This is a genomic window from Methanosarcina thermophila TM-1, assembly GCF_000969885.1.
GTDB classification, from domain to species: Archaea; Halobacteriota; Methanosarcinia; order Methanosarcinales; family Methanosarcinaceae; genus Methanosarcina; species Methanosarcina thermophila.
The window spans coordinates 1,647,185-1,663,027 of record NZ_CP009501.1; the positions used below are offsets into that span (position 1 = coordinate 1,647,185).

Sequence of the window (15,843 nt, forward strand, 5' to 3'; positions counted from 1 at the left end):
GAAAAGAACAGGAAAACAGAGAAAAACAGAAAAAAGCGAAAAAACAGAGTAAAACAGAGAAAAACAATAACATAAAGGTGAAAAAAGATTTCCAGGTGTTTACCTGGTAATCATCACCTCTGCAGTTTCAGGCGTGTAGAACCAGTCTTTCGGAAGTACCTTTTCCCGCTTGTAGTACTTAACAAGCCTTCTAATCTTGGACTCGGTAAGGTTAAGGGAACGTCTGTTATGGATATCTTTCTTGTTAATAGAAAGGTGTTTTCTGAGTCTGAGAGCCTTTACAATCAGATTGGTAAGGTCTTCAGGGACGTTTGGAGCAACATTGTTCTCCTTAAGAATGGTTGTGATTTTCTTGCCTGTGATAAGCTTGGCATCTGGGACACCGTAGCGGTCTCTTAAAGTCATTCCAATTTCAGCTGTGGAGACTCCCTGCTTCCAGAGATCGAGAATAATTGTTGTAACTTCGTCTGCGCTGATCTTGCACCATTCAGGCGGCTCAGTTCTGTTTGGCCTGGTGGAAGAGGACTTGCCTTTTCTTCTAGTATGCATTTTTGCCATAATATTTCTCCTGATATCAATTGATCAATGCCTGAAGAAAGCTCTTCGGGCTGAAGTTATATCTTTACCGACTATAACGGACCAATACATCGATCGGGAGATTTTAATCCGCCACAGCAAACTGCTGCGTGGCTTTTCAGGAATTCCTGCAAAAGCGTAAATTTTTCGGTAAAAACATCACTAGAGAACGCACCATACCATATATACTTTGTGTTGAGAAGAGGAAGGATTAAGTCTTTTCTAAAGTCCTAAAGAATATATAATCTGAGTCTTATAAGAAAGAGGTATGACAGGAGAACCTAAAAAACCATCAAAGACCACTGCTATGAAAATTTTGTGTAATATGGTATTAATCCCGAACCTTAACGATGAGGTTGAATACTTTACCGTTGATTCTAAAGGATATCCAGCTCCGAAAAAAACAGAATATGCCAATAGGGAAGCAACTATAATTGTAGGACACAAAGAACGAAGTTACCTTGTGGTTACTCCTGAAGATCGAGTATTCACTGGTGCTTTTAGGAGCAATGGACGACTTTCTTCTGTAGGGCAAGAACTTGAAGGAAAGGAATTGACAGTTATTATACATATGCCTGAATAAAAATAAAAAACTCAACTTTATTTATATAAAAGGATTCAGTGGCAAGTATATTCTCTATGCTCAGGACGAGGGACTCCAGAAGCTCAAAATTATACGCGCCCCGCCCGGGTTTATCTGCCTGTAAACAGATTCAATCTGCTCGTCCCGAAGCATCCGGGCTTTCTGAAGATTTTCAGCTTCAAGAATGGAAAAGACCGTTTCGTTGATCTCATCTGAGAATTCAGTTTCAAGTGCGTTTCTAATTTCATCCCTTAAATATTGGGTCATTTGTTCTTCAAGTAAAGGAAGATCAGCCGCCGACGTATTTTCAGGAAGAGTCCTAGAATCTATCGGGAACCCGGCTTTAAGCAGATTCGAAAAATATGCTGCGAAAGCCTCTTCTCCAGAGATTCCCTCTGCAGGCCGTTCGGAAACTCCGTAGAGCAGGATCTGGAAAGATTCCTCAGTTTCCTCTCCGAAAACCGATCCGAAATAATCCGAAGGGAAAAGCAACCCGGTAACTGCTTCGGCTCCTTCAATAGCTGCAACGTCAAGTGAAGCATTAAAAGCCTCAAAAAGTATCTTACTGGCTTCTTCATCTGAGGAGTTAAAAGAAGCTTCAAGCACGGAATCGTTGACACAGGCAAGCAGAGAAGTTTTTGAAGTAGTGCTGGCATAGAGAGGCATTGAAAGTTCTGTACTTTGCCGGATAGCATTTTCAGGAGGTTCTTCCCCTATAATAAGTTCGCTTTGAATGGGAAAAGCTTTTATGGGATGCCAGTAGGCTTCAAACCTGTAAGAGAATCTCCCTCCAGTCTTTTGATCCAGATACGCTGAGAGGACTTCCGCATCCCGGGAAAAGTAGTTCGCAGCAAGAGGGTTTAGAAAAACCGAAGAATCATTATTTGAAACTGTCAGGGAAAGGGCAAGATATTCAGCGACCAAGTCAGCAAAAGTCCTGTGTTTCTGCTCTTTCCCGAAGAGGGCATGAGAGGAATTTTCCACAAATGAATTTTGAGGTACTGAGATATTAAGAGCAGCAAGAGGGGAAATTACATATTCGAAATCCTCAAGTTTACAGGAAAGCAGCGACTCAAGCAGATAAACATCAAGTTCTGAAGAAGTAGTGTAGCCGGCTGCATAATACTGATTTTCAGCCTTCATGGAGGGCATTAACACGACACCTGCAAGCGAAATCAGGACAAGCAAAAAGATAGCATCAAAAACTGTGGAATAGCCTGAACACTTTGAAGCCAGCCCGGCTTTTTTCCTTCGGTACTTTCCGGAGATCTCAGAAGCTCTTAAATGCGCTACTTTACCCTGCCTTCGGAGCTTTGATCTCTGGCTTTCTTTTATGATTTCTTCAGTTTTTCTTCTTTTCATGCGATCTCTCTCATCTCAAGCCATATTTACACTTCATGCCTTGTTTCCGCTTAGAATTTACTTATATCTGTCATTTATTACGGGTTTTCTTACATCCATGCCGTCTTATAAATCACGACAGTAAGGAATCCAGGCACCGATTGTGCGGGATTCAACTCAATAACAACAGGTACAGAGGCTGCAACCTTTTCCTTACCATCGGCAAAAGCTTCAGGTTCAACATTGTCCGGTACAATCCGCCAGCAACACTGGGCGTCCTCTGTGCGGATTTCAACCAGAAACCGGTAGTTCCCGGAAAAATTTGCAAAAAGCCTTTCTCTTTCATTGAATCCATCTGGATCCGAAAGAGAATCAAGTGCAGTTGCCGATAGCAAACCTGAACTTCCAGTCTTCAGAATAGGATTGTCAGCAAGGGTTTCGGCAAGAAGGGAAGCGCTTTCGTAATTCTCCAGGGCAAACGAACGGTCCTCATAGCCGAAGTAGGTCTGCGAAATCAGGGCTGCAAAAACCATGAAACCTGTGACAGCGAGGGCTATGGAAAGCAAATCGGCATGGGGTTCAATTATTGCTCGCTCGTCAGTGAACATTACGGAGCACTTTTGTTTTACAGGCTTTATGGCGGTGCAGGGTAGATACACAGTCACTAACCAATCTTTGGGCAGCAGTTTCTCGATGGGATTTTTGAGAATACTTTTGAGATGAACCTTGAGCCAATCATTGATAAACAAGGACACAGCCAAAAGCAGAAATTCCCTCCTCATCTTTTACATAAATAAGCTCTTTTTTCAATGAAATTTTTTCATTTGGATCCAGAACTGCCTCATCTGTCCCGACAGCCTGAAGAAAAGCTTCTATTTCGGCATAATCAGCTGTAAGGGGAGTTTCTTCACCGCCCTGAGCTCCGAATTTAGTACTGAGCTTTTCATGCAGAACAGATTCATTAAATGGTAAAACTCTGAATGTAAAGGGTTTGACAGCCCTGAAACTCCGTTCCCGATACTTGGTTTCAAGACAGATGTATTCTCCCGAGACTTTTATTTTTAGATCTTCCATAAAAGGCGAATTCCTGAAAATTTCCTCATCTTCAAAACAATAGTAACCATCCGCCTGAAGATTATTTGAACCTGGATTACCTGGATCTGAATTATCTGAACCTGAATTATCTGGTCTTAGGTTATCCGATCCTGAGTTACTTGATCCAATCATATCTACCGCAGTTTTAAAGTCCCGGGAAAGAAAATCAAGCTGTTCCTGAATCTCAAGCTCTTTAAAGCTTGCAGCCAGATGAAAGATTCCTGCAAACAAAATAACGCTTGCAAGAATGAGTGCCGCCTTTGAGATTAGAAAATCGGCCCATGCCGAGTCATCCTGAGCAAAATTTCTCACAGCAAATCTTCTCCTGAGTGTCAGATTTTTTAAAGGCTTTCTTTTTCGGAAATAAGTACGAATAATCTTCCGGATTTTGGTTCGAGCTTTGTAGATAGAAGAAGCCTGTGCCTGCCAGAAGCAAGGGATACGGGCCCATTAAGCTCAGGATTTGAAAATGAAGCGGCAGAATAGTAGAACGTGACCTTTTCTGCTGTACGGATGCAGTAATCATTCGCATCCGCAGGCCATTTGTCTTCCCGGCCGGGCAGAGCCCCAAAATCCACACTCACGCCTTCAGGAAGCCTGAGTTCCAGGGAAATTTCACTTCCTTCTCCATGCAGTGAGAGCTGTTCGGCAGCAGCCGTAAGCTTTGAGACCTCGTCCAGAGCTGTCTTCTCCTTTGCCTCCTCCAGAAAATCAAAAAGATAAACTGAGGAGAGAAGTAAAATTACAACAAAAAGGACGCCTGAAACCGTAAGCCTGAAAGGAAGTGAAGTAACAGCGGATTCGTCAGTTCCAATCCGACGAGGCAAAACTGGACTTTCATTAACCGTAAATTAACCCCCCATTCAGAACTCCTGAAATTCTGAGTGTTGAGAATAATGAATTTAGCCTGCCAGAGTATAAAAAATTTTTTACTCTTTTGGCTAAGAAATAGTAATCCGAGTGAAGACGTAAATCCAGAAGTTAAGGTGTTCTTAATCGCAGCTTTATCCAATTTGCGAATGGGCGCACCAGCATTTGCTATGTTTTTATTGAAAAATAGAAAAAATATGAAAATTAATATTTGAAGAGAGTTTTATCTTTTATATCTCAAGGAAATAAATATTATAAACTCAAAGAAATAAAAATTATAAAACAGAAATTTTTTTGTTAAATTGAGGTCCAGCCGCCATCAACTATAATCATTTGACCTGTAATATATGTTGATGCATCGGATGCGAGATAAAGGACTGTCGTATCCAGTTCTCCAGACCTTCCCGGGCGTCCCATCGGGCACATGAATTCAATGATTTTCGCAAATTCCGGATCAGCAACAACCCCTTCAGCCATTCCGAGAGCAAAATATCCTGGTCCGATAGCGTTAACCGTAATCCCTTCTTTTGCCCATTCGCTTGCCAGAGCCTTTGTGAGCGTTAAAACCCCACCTTTTGTTGCACAATAAGCTGTGACCGGCATTTCTTTCATTGATACAACTGAGTGAATCGATCCTATGTTAATGATTCTTCCGTATTTTTGCTTCAACATTACTTTTCCGACCTCGCGGGCAAAGAAATAAACCCCGTTCAGGTTGGTATCAACCATTGTGCGCCACATCTCATCCGTTGTTTTTTCGGCAGCATCAACAAGCCCGAGCCCGGCATTATTTACAAGAATATCAATTCTGCCGAAGTCTTTTTCCACCCGCTCTACAGTATCCTGAATTTGATCGGTTTTCATTACATCACATACATAATAGCGGCAGGTTACGCCGAGCTTTTCAATTTCCTTCTGTACTTCCTTCAATTTATCTTCCCGGCGTGCAATGAGAGCAAGATTTGCACCCTGATTTGCCAGAGCTTTTGCAAAATCCACTCCAAGCCCTGAGGAAGCCCCTGTAACAATAGCAACTCTTCCAGTTAAATCAAAAAGATTCTTCATTATAACCCTCCCCTTACTTTATTAGCTAAATATTGATTATGTATTAGTCCCCAAAATTGCATTTTATCCAGAGACTTTATAAGGCTTATTATCAGCTCTATAAACTTTTAAAGTATAGTTTATAATTTCTTTGTGAATCCGTGCACATATAAAAGTCTTCAGAAAAGTGAATAGGTCTGCATATAAGTTAACGTTGTGGACTTTGTTCGATTTACTTTTATGTAAGTCATTTGTCAAGTCAGATATTACTGGTCTTAGGAGCAAAGGCTTTATAGCCAACCATATGCAAAAGCTAGAAAAATATAAATTTTATATCAGTTCTTTAAAATATTAAAAAGCATGACAGTCTGTAATAATAGGAATAAGTTTATTAGCTTCAAAGGCAACCTTTAGCCAAAATTAAAGATAAGAATAATTGCATAAGGAAAAACTCAAATTTAATAAACTATACTATTTTTATTTTTTTAATTTGTTAATAGATATTTAAATTTTTGGGTTAAAACCGTATATTTTACTATTAATAATCATCTATTTCATAAGAAATTCGTATTTATGAGATATAATACGAAAAAATCATCTTAGATAGTCTTGTTTACCTTTGTAAAACCGAAGACTCTTTATAGTTATTTTACAGAAATATCTATTGATTTACAGAAATATTTATTGAGGTGATTTGAAAAGATCAAAAAAAGCATTTAAGAGTTTAGTGGCATCAAGGTTGCCGGACCCGATGCCACCTAAAGATTCTTGGACAAAGAATAGATCTTCGTCGTATAACGTAGCCAATTGTTTATGGTACTTAAAGTTTAAAACCCTTCCCTTTTAAAAATTTTTAGTTAGGATTAATTTTTAAAAGGAAAAAAATTACGTATGAGAGTCTATTTTTTACAAGAGTCTTTACACACCGAATCTGTCACAAATGATGTTTTATTTTAGGGTTCAACTATAAAGAATTGTTATAACTTCTGAAAGATACAACGATAGAGGTGAGTAAAGCAGATGTTTCACAGAAAGCTTTTGGCATTTTTACTATTAGTATTCTTTGTAATATCTTTAACTGCTCCAGCAGCAAGCGGTATTGCTGGAAAGAAGACAGTTACCCCAACCGAAGATACCATAAGAGTATATAGAACTGCTACGGGTCAAATTGAGGTATTAGATATAGAAACTGAGTATTTGCCGTATGTTGTAGCTGCAGAAAATGGTGAAGCTCCGTTTGAATCCATGAAGGCACAGGCTGTGGTTTCAAGAACATTTGCTTACTACAAGAAAAACCATCCAAGTGGATCAAATTTTGATTTATATGATGATGAGAGGGACCAAGTCTATAATCCTAATAAAGTCCTCAATAAGAACCACAAAAAAGCAGTTTCTGAAACAAATGGTTTCATTTTAAAATATGATGGAGATACAATTTGCAGTTTTTACGTAAAGGGAACTGGTAATACGGCAAAGTATGTTACTTACAATGAGGGAAAGAGTGGAGATAGTATTTATCAAACTTCTCTGGGTTGGAGAACTGACCCTCCTTCTAAAAACCCATATAATCGGGGTTGTATGGGGCAAGTTCAGGCAAATAAACTAGCTAATAAAGGGTATGATTGGATTAGCATTTTTAAATACTTCTACGGTGAAGATATCATACTCACTAAAATTGACTTAACCAAGTCTAATTACAAGTCACAATCAAAAAATACAAAATTACCCAATAAAGCAAGCGAAGACGAAGTTGTATCATTATCTGTTCTTCGAAAAGCTGCAGCTAATGACCCCGCAAGACCACAAGGTGAAATAACTCCAGATGCAGATGATGATGTGAAGATTGTTGAAGAAGCTTTGGCTAAAGAAGGATTACTCAGCAGCAAATATGCATATGATGGAAGCTATGGAACTGCTACTATCAAAGCATATAAAAAATGGCAGGAGTCTATTGGTTCTGCGCCAAGATACTGTGACGGGATACCTGGGAAGAAGGATCTGACCAAGCTTGGTAAAAAGTATGGGTTTACTGTGGATACCTCGAATTGATCCACGAAATGAAAAATCAACATAAAATGCAGAAGCAATCAAAGGTATCAGGATATATCATTGAATTGTCAATAAGCAGTAAGTTAACCTAAAAGTAGTTTCTTGAGAATTAGGCTTTAAGAATAATCTCAAAAAGTCGGTTCCTTCAAGTTTAGCCATTTAAAAATTAGCCCCTCAAGGATTAATCTCTAAAAGGTTAGTTCCTTGAAGGTCAATATTTTTTAAAGTCAAGTATCTCAAGGTTAACCTCTTGAAATTCTTGTTTTTTGAAGTATGCATTTACAATTAATGATCTTTAACGTTGCTATTTCTTTGAGTGTTATTTTTCTACAATACTTCAGACTTAGAAGATTCGTTTTAGCAATATTTTAGAGTCTTATTCCTATGTTTCAGGTTTCTCTAATTAAAAAAGAAGGAATTTAAAAAAGTGGCTGGCGGAATAAGCAGTTTTTAAAAATGAAATTAGTAAGTACCAAAAAGGCACTACAGATAGTGTAAAACCTAAATTTGATCCACAATTGGGATATTCGAGTATTTGACTATGCGTTAAATTCACACCTGAAGCTTGGAACATCTCTACCGGTTTTAAGTCAAATATCCAGTATCCAACTGTAGAATCAATCGAGTTTTTAGACAGCCTCAAAAGAGCTGTCTTTTCCTTGCTTTTAACAAACCCTCGCTTTTAACAAACTTTCTCAATAATCTCTTCCAGCGTCAGAAGTTCCTGTTCTCCTGAAACCATATTTCTCAGCGTAAGTTTTCCAGCTTCTAATTCTTTTTCCCCGACTATGACAACGTAGTCGGCATTGATGGCGTTTGCATAGGAGAGCTGGGCTTTGAAATTGCGTTCCATAAGGTCTATGTGGACTGGAACGTGTTTTCTTAATTCTTTTGTAAAGTGAATAGCTTCGCGATGGACATTGGGTTTCGATACAAGGACAAGGGTTTTGGGCATAGGAGGTTCAAGAGGGCAGATTTCCATTATCCTGTCGAAACCGATTCCAAAGCCAGTTGAGGGTACGTCTCCACCGCCAAAAAGCTGGATAAGCTGGTAGGAGCCGCCTCCGCAGACCTGTTTCTGGGCGCCGAGACCCTCGGCATAAACTTCAAAAACCATGCCTGTGTAGTAGTCGAGCCCGCGGGCGATCCCGAAATCAAGGGAATAGTCTACCCCATAGGCATCAAGAAGATTGAGGGTTTTCTCAAAACTGACGAGTTCGGGAATATTCCCGACAATTTTTATTACTTCGGGGAGGATATACTTGCCTTCCAGTTTAATAAGGTGGAAAAGGTCTGATTTGAGCTTTTCCTCGGTTCCGATCTCATCAAGCAGGGCTTCAAGGCCTGCATATTCTTTTTTGTCCACAAAGCGCATGACCTTGCTTACGATTTCGGGCTCAAGCCCGCTCAGGAGTGTGCGTATGACTGCAAGATTTCCAATCTTCATATCGCCCTTCACTCCAGCAGCTTTTAGCAGGGCATCGGCAAGGGCAATAACCTCGGCATCAGAATCGGGTTTTCCGCTCCCGATAAGTTCAACCCCAAACTGCCAGAATTCCCTGAAGCGACCCTTCTGGGGGCGTTCATAGCGGAAGCAGTTCTCAAAATAAAATAATTTTAAGGGCTTCGGGAAGGACTGGAGTTCATTCACATACAGGCGCATGACAGGGGCGGTAAGCTCGGGCCTTAGGGTCATTTCCCTGCCGCCTTTATCCTCAAAGTTATAGAGTTCCTCTACTATTCCTTCCCCTGACTTCAGGGTAAAAAGGTCAAGATGTTCAAACGTGGGAGTAATGATCTCACTGTAGCCCCATTTGTGGGCGACATCGCGCATAATACTTTCCACGTATCTCCTCCGGGCAGTCTCGGCAGGTAAAAAGTCCCGGGTCCCTCTTGGTCTGTTAACTATCATTTTTAAATGCACCTGATAATCTCAAATATTCCTTATTTTCCTGACTAACTGAGCTTCAAACCAGGTTTTATTGTTCTTCTAACTTTATACATATCGTTAATGCATATTGCTGATAGATATGATCTTTTTCAGCTAGTCTGGATGATTCTGATGATTCTTAGCGATTCCAGATGAATCTGGATGATCCTTAATGAGTCTGGATTGTACTAAGTTAAAAGCAAGCTATTTTACTTTTTCGATACTATATGAAGTCGGCAAAAATAGTAGAGCTAAAAAAGGTTTCTATTTTTGGAGTATCCGTTTTTATTCAACTTTTTATTTTAGTTGATCACATAAACCCAACTTTCAGCTAAGGTAACAATAGAAAATTCAAGGTAAACAGCAGGTATTTTAGAGAAAATTGAAGTCTATACATTTAGAAGAAGCTATACCGCACCCATTTAAACTTTCACAGAGATAATAAAAAGCTATAAAAGAAAAAATAAAGTTCATTTAATTAATAGAAATTATTAGTTAATAGAGTATTAATTAACAGGGCTTAATAGAAGAGCATCAAGTCTTAACTTTAATTTTTAACCCCCAGTTGTTTAAGGTTCCGCGGTCCTGTGCCCATTTATCAACTATTTTTAACTGCCATTTGCCTTTAATGCTCTTTCCTTCAAATTGCTTCAATTCCGGCTTGTTTTTAGAATCATAAGTCTCGCTAAGGTTATCTTTCCCTCCACCTTCACCTTCATGCAAAGGTATAACCGTGTTATCAGGGCTCACCAGTGAGACAAATAAATCCCCTATATAAGTGTGAGATATATCGACAGAGACTGCTTCGACAGATTCTACAATGCCCTCTTCATCAATCTGTATCTCGCTAACAATTCCGTTCAAATCGTTATCAGGTATTGCAACTCCCGAAAGGATATTTTTTTCAACAATTCCCCTGGAAGAGTTTTCCATATCATCCTTAACTGCCTTAAGTGCTTTATAGGCGTTGATTCGCCCATAGCCGAACATTTTGCTATAGCCATCGATGTATTTACCTCTATTCGGATCAATTTTGTCTGCAGTATCACACATATATTTTCTAACCTGATCCCACCGCAGGCTCGGGTTTAGCTATAAAATCAGAGCAGCAACACCTGCGGCTAACGGTGTGGCTGCAGAAGTTTCCCCAAAAGAGTTCGTGTAAAAACCATCTGCATCACCTTTGCCCACATCTCCAACATTATATCCCCTTCCGGGAATCGATACATCTGTTGTATAAACCCTTTTTGTTCCTCCGCTGCTTGGAGCAACAAACGCAAGTCCCTCTCCACAGTTACTGTAGGCTGCGATTTCACCCCTGTTAGTTGAGGCACCTACAGCGATAGCCTCCGGCACATTCGAAGGAAATCCAATTTGATTTTTTGACCCATTCCCAGCCGCCACAAAAACAGGACAGCCTTTGCCGCCACGCCCAGTTTGAATGACATCTCTAATGGCATATGTTACATCGTTGCTCTCAGGGCAATTCCAGCTATTGCTCAGTATATCGGCTCTTTGCCCGGCATAGCGAATTGCATCTGCCAGTCTATTATTTTGGACCAGGTTGTCACCCATAAAAATTTTCACAGGCAGGATCTTGCAATTAGGGGCAACCCCAATAACACCTAGTGCCCCATTTCCAGTAGCTGCTACCAGACCAGCACAGGGTGTCCCATGATTATCGTTACCTCTCGTCACATAATAAGGAGGAGTGAATTTCTTCGGATTCGGATCACTGTTACCATCGAAGAAGTCCCAGCCATGTATATCAGGCTGAGAGCTATCAGGATTCGTCCAGATATTGGGCTTTAAATCGGGATGATTAATATCCACGCCATCATCGATAATAGCGACTGTAATGTCTGGAGAGCCTTTAGTTAAGCCCCAGGCTTCCTTAGCCTTAATGTCCTCCCCAGGCACACCATGATTTTGTCCTGTATTGTGCAGGTACCATTGTTCAAAATATGGCACGGAGGTTTTCTCAATTTCAGAGAGGAAGTTAGGCTCGGCAAATTCGGTCAGATCTGATTCATGATATTTCCTTGCTATGGCGAATGTTTCTTTAGGATCCTTTACTTTGAGAATATACTGATTGGGAGCAAAGCGGTCTTTTTCGAGAATCTCAACGCCAGTCTCTTTGTTAAGCCTATCAATGGCATCATCGGAGACACCGCTTTTAAATCTGACTGTTATTTCATCTGTTACAACCATGCGCAATCCAGACTGAGGCTCTTTATAGACGGGAAGGACAAGCTCAACACGATCATCGTCTTCAAGGTTTTGTATGGATTCTTTCACATCAACCAGGTGTTTGGGCTGCGGCAGGGTAACAATTACAAGGTTGTTAGCTGGTATATCCTTGCGCTCTTCGGCATCTGCCAGATCAGGCATATCCAGTAACTTTTTTTCAATAGCATGCGCTGGTACATCGCTCTTATATCTCAAAGCAAAGCTGTCAGGCAATTTATTTAGCTTAACTTTTTTATCGCCTACATAATAATACTCATACTCCTCGCTCTGGTTTGCCACTTGTTTATCCCCCGTTAAAATCCCCACTTTTCAAGATAATTTAGAATATTTTTTTATTTATTAAGTAATTCCAAAACTCAAAACTAAGTCCCTAACTCTGAAATTTTGAGCAATTAACAGATAATATATTTTCGTTTTGTTGTATACGTTGTTAGAATCACATCTATGTCTATCAACTGCTGATTTGATTGTATGATTTTATTGCTTAAGTTATATATTAAATAATGCACGTCCCTCGATAAATAAGCGTAAATGAAGAGAATTTTCCAATTAACGACATTAAATATTCACTTTTCCATTTTACATTTAAAGCAAGACTTTGTTATCCTGCTGAAAAATCGTTTAAAATCAGGTTTTTCTAAAGATAACACCAAAAAAGCTTTATTTTCACAACTTTCTGTGATAACCTTCCACCTGAGATTGGCGAAAAAATTCTGGTTTTTGACTATAAATTTCAGGGGAAGGGGTGTAATTTTAAATACGATTCTTCCGTTATTAAAAAGAAGTAAATCTAAATTAATATATTTATTCTGCGAGATAAAGTAGAATGGATTCCAGAAAGAGAAGTTTTCGCAATCAAACAATTGTAAAGCAAATAAAGGCAAGTTTAAAATGAATAATATAATAAGCAGCTTAATATACATGATTTACACTAAATTATTGCGATCATCGTGTCAGAGCAAAGAAGTGTACCTTTAAGGAAGCATCTGATGGACCTGAAACCCTGCAGACATGGAGGGTTGGTTCAGGAAACATCTGAGACTTATAGGATCCCTGAAAGCGAAATTCTTGACTTCAGTGCCAACTTTAATCCTCTGGGAAATCCTTTTGAGCATCCGGAAAGCGGATTGAACTTTGATGAGGTTCTTAAAAACAGCTTTAAGAAACTTACCGAATACCCTGACAACAGGTATCTTGAGTTTAGGGAAGCTGCTGCAAGGTTCGTAGGACTTGGGGTAGCCCCACAGAATATAATTCCGGGTAACGGTTCAACAGAAATTATAAGGCTTGTAGTGGAATGTGTGGTTGAAAAAGGGGATCTTGTCCTTCTTCCTCAGCCCACTTTCGGGGAATATGAAATGCAGTGCCGGATTATGGGAGCAGAACTTCAGTACCCGAACCAGGACGAGGTAGAAACACTTCCTGACGAGCTTCTGGAAAAAGCAAAAATCCTGTTTATCTGCAACCCTAATAATCCTACAGGGAAGCTCCGTACAAGGGATGAGATCAAAGCCCTTGCCGAACGCTGTACAAAGCATAAAACTCTTCTTTTCGTAGACGAGGCTTTTATTGAGCTATCCGATCCTTCACAGAGCGTTGCAGACCTTGCAATAAGCAATAATTACGTTTTTGTCATGCGCTCCCTTACAAAAGATTTCGCAATCCCTGGAATCAGGATAGGTTTCGGAATAGCTTCTCCCAAGATGGCTGAGATTCTGGATACTGCAAGGCTGTCGTGGAACCTCGGAACCCTGGCAAATGCCATGGGAACTGCGCTTCTTAATATTGAAAACGGGGTAGAAAATCCATACCTGAAAAAAGCCAGGCTTATGATCAGGGAAGAAGGTGAGAAGCTCAAAGCGAAACTCGACAGGATTCGAGGTTTTAAAGCCGGAGAAGTAAATGTGAATTTTATTTTTGTCAATGTCAGCAAATTCATGCTTGACTCGACAGAGTTAAGTGCGCGCCTGGCAGCTCGTAGAGTCCTTGTAAGGGATTGTTCTTCCTTCCACGGTCTTGGAAAAGATTACATAAGGGTTGCAGTGCGGACTGCAGAAGAAAATGACAGGCTGATTGCCGCAATAGGGGACGTAATTACCCAGTGGGGCAAAGAACAGGCGAAAAGCGAACTTCAGCATGTAATAGAAAAGGCTTCTGAAGAAGGCATAGGAAGCAGGAAAACCTGCGAGTATTATCCCTGCCACTTTGAAGGCCAGAACTGCACCTTCTGCTTCTGCCCGTTTTATCCCTGTGAAAACGAGCGTACAGGAGGGAAATGGATTGAGAGCTCAAGAGGCGGCAAGGTATGGAGCTGCGTTGACTGTCATCTAGTTCACAAGAAAGAGACCGCCCAGAAAATCCTCGACTGCCTTATGCAGGAAGGAAACACAGACGAACTTGTGAAAGTGGCTTGGAAGAAAGTTATGGAGCCTATCCTATGATTTTGCCAGACAGCGGGCACCTTGCTCTCGTACTTCTGCTTGCAGCAGCAATAGACATAGTTTTCGGGGAACCGCCTGCTGCCGTACACCCTGTTGTGTGGATAGGAAAATTAATCAACTTTTTGAAAGATGCGGCTCCTCGGACCCACAGAAAAATTTATGGAGTTGCAATGGCTCTATGCTGCGTTTTTTTCGCAGCTTTGCTTGGATACTCAGTGCTTTACATTGCAGCCCTTCCAGGAATGCCAGGCGTACTCGGGCTCCTTCTCGAAGCCTATTTCCTGAAAGCTACCTTTGCCATTAACTGTCTGCTCAGCCCTGCAAGGGAGATTTACGGGCATCTTGAAGCAAACAGGCTTGAGAAAGTCCGGGAAATGCTCCCGATATACGTGAGCCGTAACCCTTCCAAACTGACCAGAACCCAGATGTCGTCGGCAGTTATCGAATCCGTATCCGAGAATTATGTTGATGGTGTCCTGAGTCCAATATTCTATTATACCATTTTCGGGGGATACGGGCTTGTTGCTGCGTATGCATTTAAAGCTATAAGTACTCTGGATTCAATGGTAGGATACAAAACCGAGCCGTATAGGGAACTTGGGTACTTCTCGGCAAAATCCGATGATGTACTGAACTGGATCCCTGCCCGAATCTCAGTTATATTTATTCTTGCTGCAGCCCTTACAGTGGCTTTGCTCCCGAAAAAACCTGGGCAAATTTTCCCCTTAAACAGCATAAAGAGCGCCCTTGAAGACGGAATGAAAACTCCGTCCCCCAATTCCGGCTATCCCATGGCAGCTACTGCAGGAGCGCTCGGAATCAAACTTGAAAAACCTGATAATTACATACTTGGGGCCTTATATCCCCCGAGCGAAGTAAAAGATATAAAAAGGGTATCCCAGTTAATAGCATTAGCTTCAGGCTTCTCGCTTGCTGCCTTTGCGGCAGTAATCCAGATAGCAGGGATACACCTGCATCCGTGACTTTTCCTTTGCCACCGGAGCCAATCCGTTAGATATCCAGAACTTCATATGGAAGCAGGTTTCCAGGAAAAGCCATGTGATGTTGTTAAAGATTCTCGAAATCAATAGAACTGTTTAACAACCCCGAAGTGATGATATGAAGTTATCCGATATTGAGGAAAAGAACCTGAAAAAAGGACAGCCTGAGAATGTAGAAGAAAAAGCTACATTCGACATTCTTGACGTCCTGGCTGAAGAAGGCATCAGTATTCAGGATCTTACAGATACGGCTCTGGAGATGTATGTTCCACATCCGGGGCTTGAGACCAGGGAGAAAGCCGACACTCTGTTCAAAAGGGAACTCAAGTACGCGCTTTCTGATCCAAACCTCTGCCTTCTGATCTATTCCGGAATCCTGCTGGAGCGAGAAGGCAGGGCAGGAAACCTTCCGAACCTCAGCAAAAAAGCCTATGAGAAGGATCTTACTTTTATAATTGCAGATGAAGTCCTTGGCACAAGTATTGCAAACTATATCAGCGGTTCCAAAGGCACGTTTGAGTATATCAGGTACGATAAAAAGAAACCCGGAATCCTTGCAAAACTCGGGCCTTTTATGGATGATGTAATAGGGGGCCTTATAGGAGGCGTGTCCTCCAACATGTATTCACGAGGTATGGCAGAGTTTGAAAGAAAGGATTGAAA

Annotated in this window: 14 protein-coding genes; 5 read left to right on the plus strand and 9 right to left on the minus strand. The window is 40.8% G+C overall.

Features of this window, described 5'->3' with window-relative positions; translation table 11 throughout:
- Window positions 1–99: 99 nt before the first annotated feature.
- On the minus strand, window positions 100–558 hold the full coding sequence (locus MSTHT_RS07080) for a 30S ribosomal protein S15 (protein ID WP_048167174.1): 459 nt from the start codon (window positions 556–558) through the stop codon (window positions 100–102).
- 286 nt (window positions 559–844) lie between these two features.
- On the opposite strand from MSTHT_RS07080, the gene MSTHT_RS07085 reads away from it, so the two are divergent.
- The gene (locus MSTHT_RS07085; protein WP_048167175.1) at window positions 845–1,159 is read left to right on the plus strand and encodes a hypothetical protein; all 315 of its coding nucleotides are present in this window, start codon (window positions 845–847) and stop codon (window positions 1,157–1,159) included.
- Window positions 1,160–1,219: 60 nt separating this feature from the next.
- On the opposite strand, the gene MSTHT_RS07090 is transcribed toward MSTHT_RS07085, so the two are convergent.
- The 5 genes from MSTHT_RS07090 to MSTHT_RS07115 form a co-directional block, all read right to left on the minus strand.
- Window positions 1,220–2,521, minus strand: coding sequence for a hypothetical protein (locus tag MSTHT_RS07090; RefSeq protein ID WP_048167176.1), 1,302 nt, complete (start codon window positions 2,519–2,521; stop codon window positions 1,220–1,222).
- 89 nt (window positions 2,522–2,610) lie between these two features.
- Window positions 2,611–3,255: a hypothetical protein gene (locus MSTHT_RS07095; protein ID WP_281853505.1), complete on the minus strand. Its 645-nt coding sequence runs from the start codon at window positions 3,253–3,255 to the stop codon at window positions 2,611–2,613.
- Entirely contained in the window at window positions 3,236–3,907 is a 672-nt protein-coding gene (locus MSTHT_RS07100) for a hypothetical protein (protein ID WP_052721848.1), read from the minus strand. The genes MSTHT_RS07095 and MSTHT_RS07100 overlap by 20 nt, the downstream gene beginning before the upstream one ends.
- A 29-nt stretch (window positions 3,908–3,936) precedes the next feature.
- Complete coding sequence (locus tag MSTHT_RS07105) at window positions 3,937–4,422, minus strand: hypothetical protein (RefSeq protein WP_052721849.1); 486 nt, start codon at window positions 4,420–4,422, stop codon at window positions 3,937–3,939.
- Between the two features lie 340 nt (window positions 4,423–4,762).
- Window positions 4,763–5,530, minus strand: coding sequence for an SDR family oxidoreductase (locus tag MSTHT_RS07115; RefSeq protein WP_048167179.1), 768 nt, complete (start codon window positions 5,528–5,530; stop codon window positions 4,763–4,765).
- Window positions 5,531–6,529: 999 nt separating this feature from the next.
- Between MSTHT_RS07115 and MSTHT_RS13760 the strand changes: the two genes are divergently transcribed.
- Complete coding sequence (locus tag MSTHT_RS13760) at window positions 6,530–7,558, plus strand: SpoIID/LytB domain-containing protein (protein ID WP_052721850.1); 1,029 nt, start codon at window positions 6,530–6,532, stop codon at window positions 7,556–7,558.
- Between the two features lie 682 nt (window positions 7,559–8,240).
- On the opposite strand, the gene hisS is transcribed toward MSTHT_RS13760, so the two are convergent.
- From hisS to MSTHT_RS07130, 3 genes are all read right to left on the minus strand, one after another.
- On the minus strand, window positions 8,241–9,470 hold the full coding sequence (gene hisS, locus MSTHT_RS07125) for a histidine--tRNA ligase (protein WP_048167180.1): 1,230 nt from the start codon (window positions 9,468–9,470) through the stop codon (window positions 8,241–8,243).
- A gap of 552 nt (window positions 9,471–10,022) precedes the next feature.
- Entirely contained in the window at window positions 10,023–10,541 is a 519-nt protein-coding gene (locus MSTHT_RS13765; protein ID WP_052721851.1) for a proprotein convertase P-domain-containing protein, read from the minus strand.
- A gap of 39 nt (window positions 10,542–10,580) precedes the next feature.
- Window positions 10,581–12,017: a S8 family peptidase gene (locus MSTHT_RS07130; RefSeq protein WP_052721852.1), complete on the minus strand. Its 1,437-nt coding sequence runs from the start codon at window positions 12,015–12,017 to the stop codon at window positions 10,581–10,583.
- A gap of 671 nt (window positions 12,018–12,688) precedes the next feature.
- Here MSTHT_RS07130 and cobD point away from each other — a divergent pair.
- The 3 genes from cobD to cobZ all read left to right on the plus strand — a co-directional run bounded on the left by cobD (window position 12,689) and on the right by cobZ (window position 15,841).
- Window positions 12,689–14,179, plus strand: a complete 1,491-nt coding sequence (cobD, locus tag MSTHT_RS07140; RefSeq protein ID WP_048167182.1) for a threonine-phosphate decarboxylase CobD — start codon at window positions 12,689–12,691, stop codon at window positions 14,177–14,179.
- A complete protein-coding gene (locus tag MSTHT_RS07145) occupies window positions 14,176–15,162 on the plus strand; it encodes a cobalamin biosynthesis protein (protein WP_048167183.1) in 987 nt (328 codons plus the stop codon). The genes cobD and MSTHT_RS07145 overlap by 4 nt, the downstream gene beginning before the upstream one ends.
- 136 nt (window positions 15,163–15,298) lie before the next feature.
- Window positions 15,299–15,841 carry an alpha-ribazole phosphatase CobZ gene (gene cobZ / locus MSTHT_RS07150; RefSeq protein ID WP_048167184.1) on the plus strand — a complete coding sequence of 181 codons (543 nt, stop codon included), beginning with the start codon at window positions 15,299–15,301 and terminating at the stop codon, window positions 15,839–15,841.
- The last annotated feature ends 2 nt before the right edge of the window (window positions 15,842–15,843 follow it).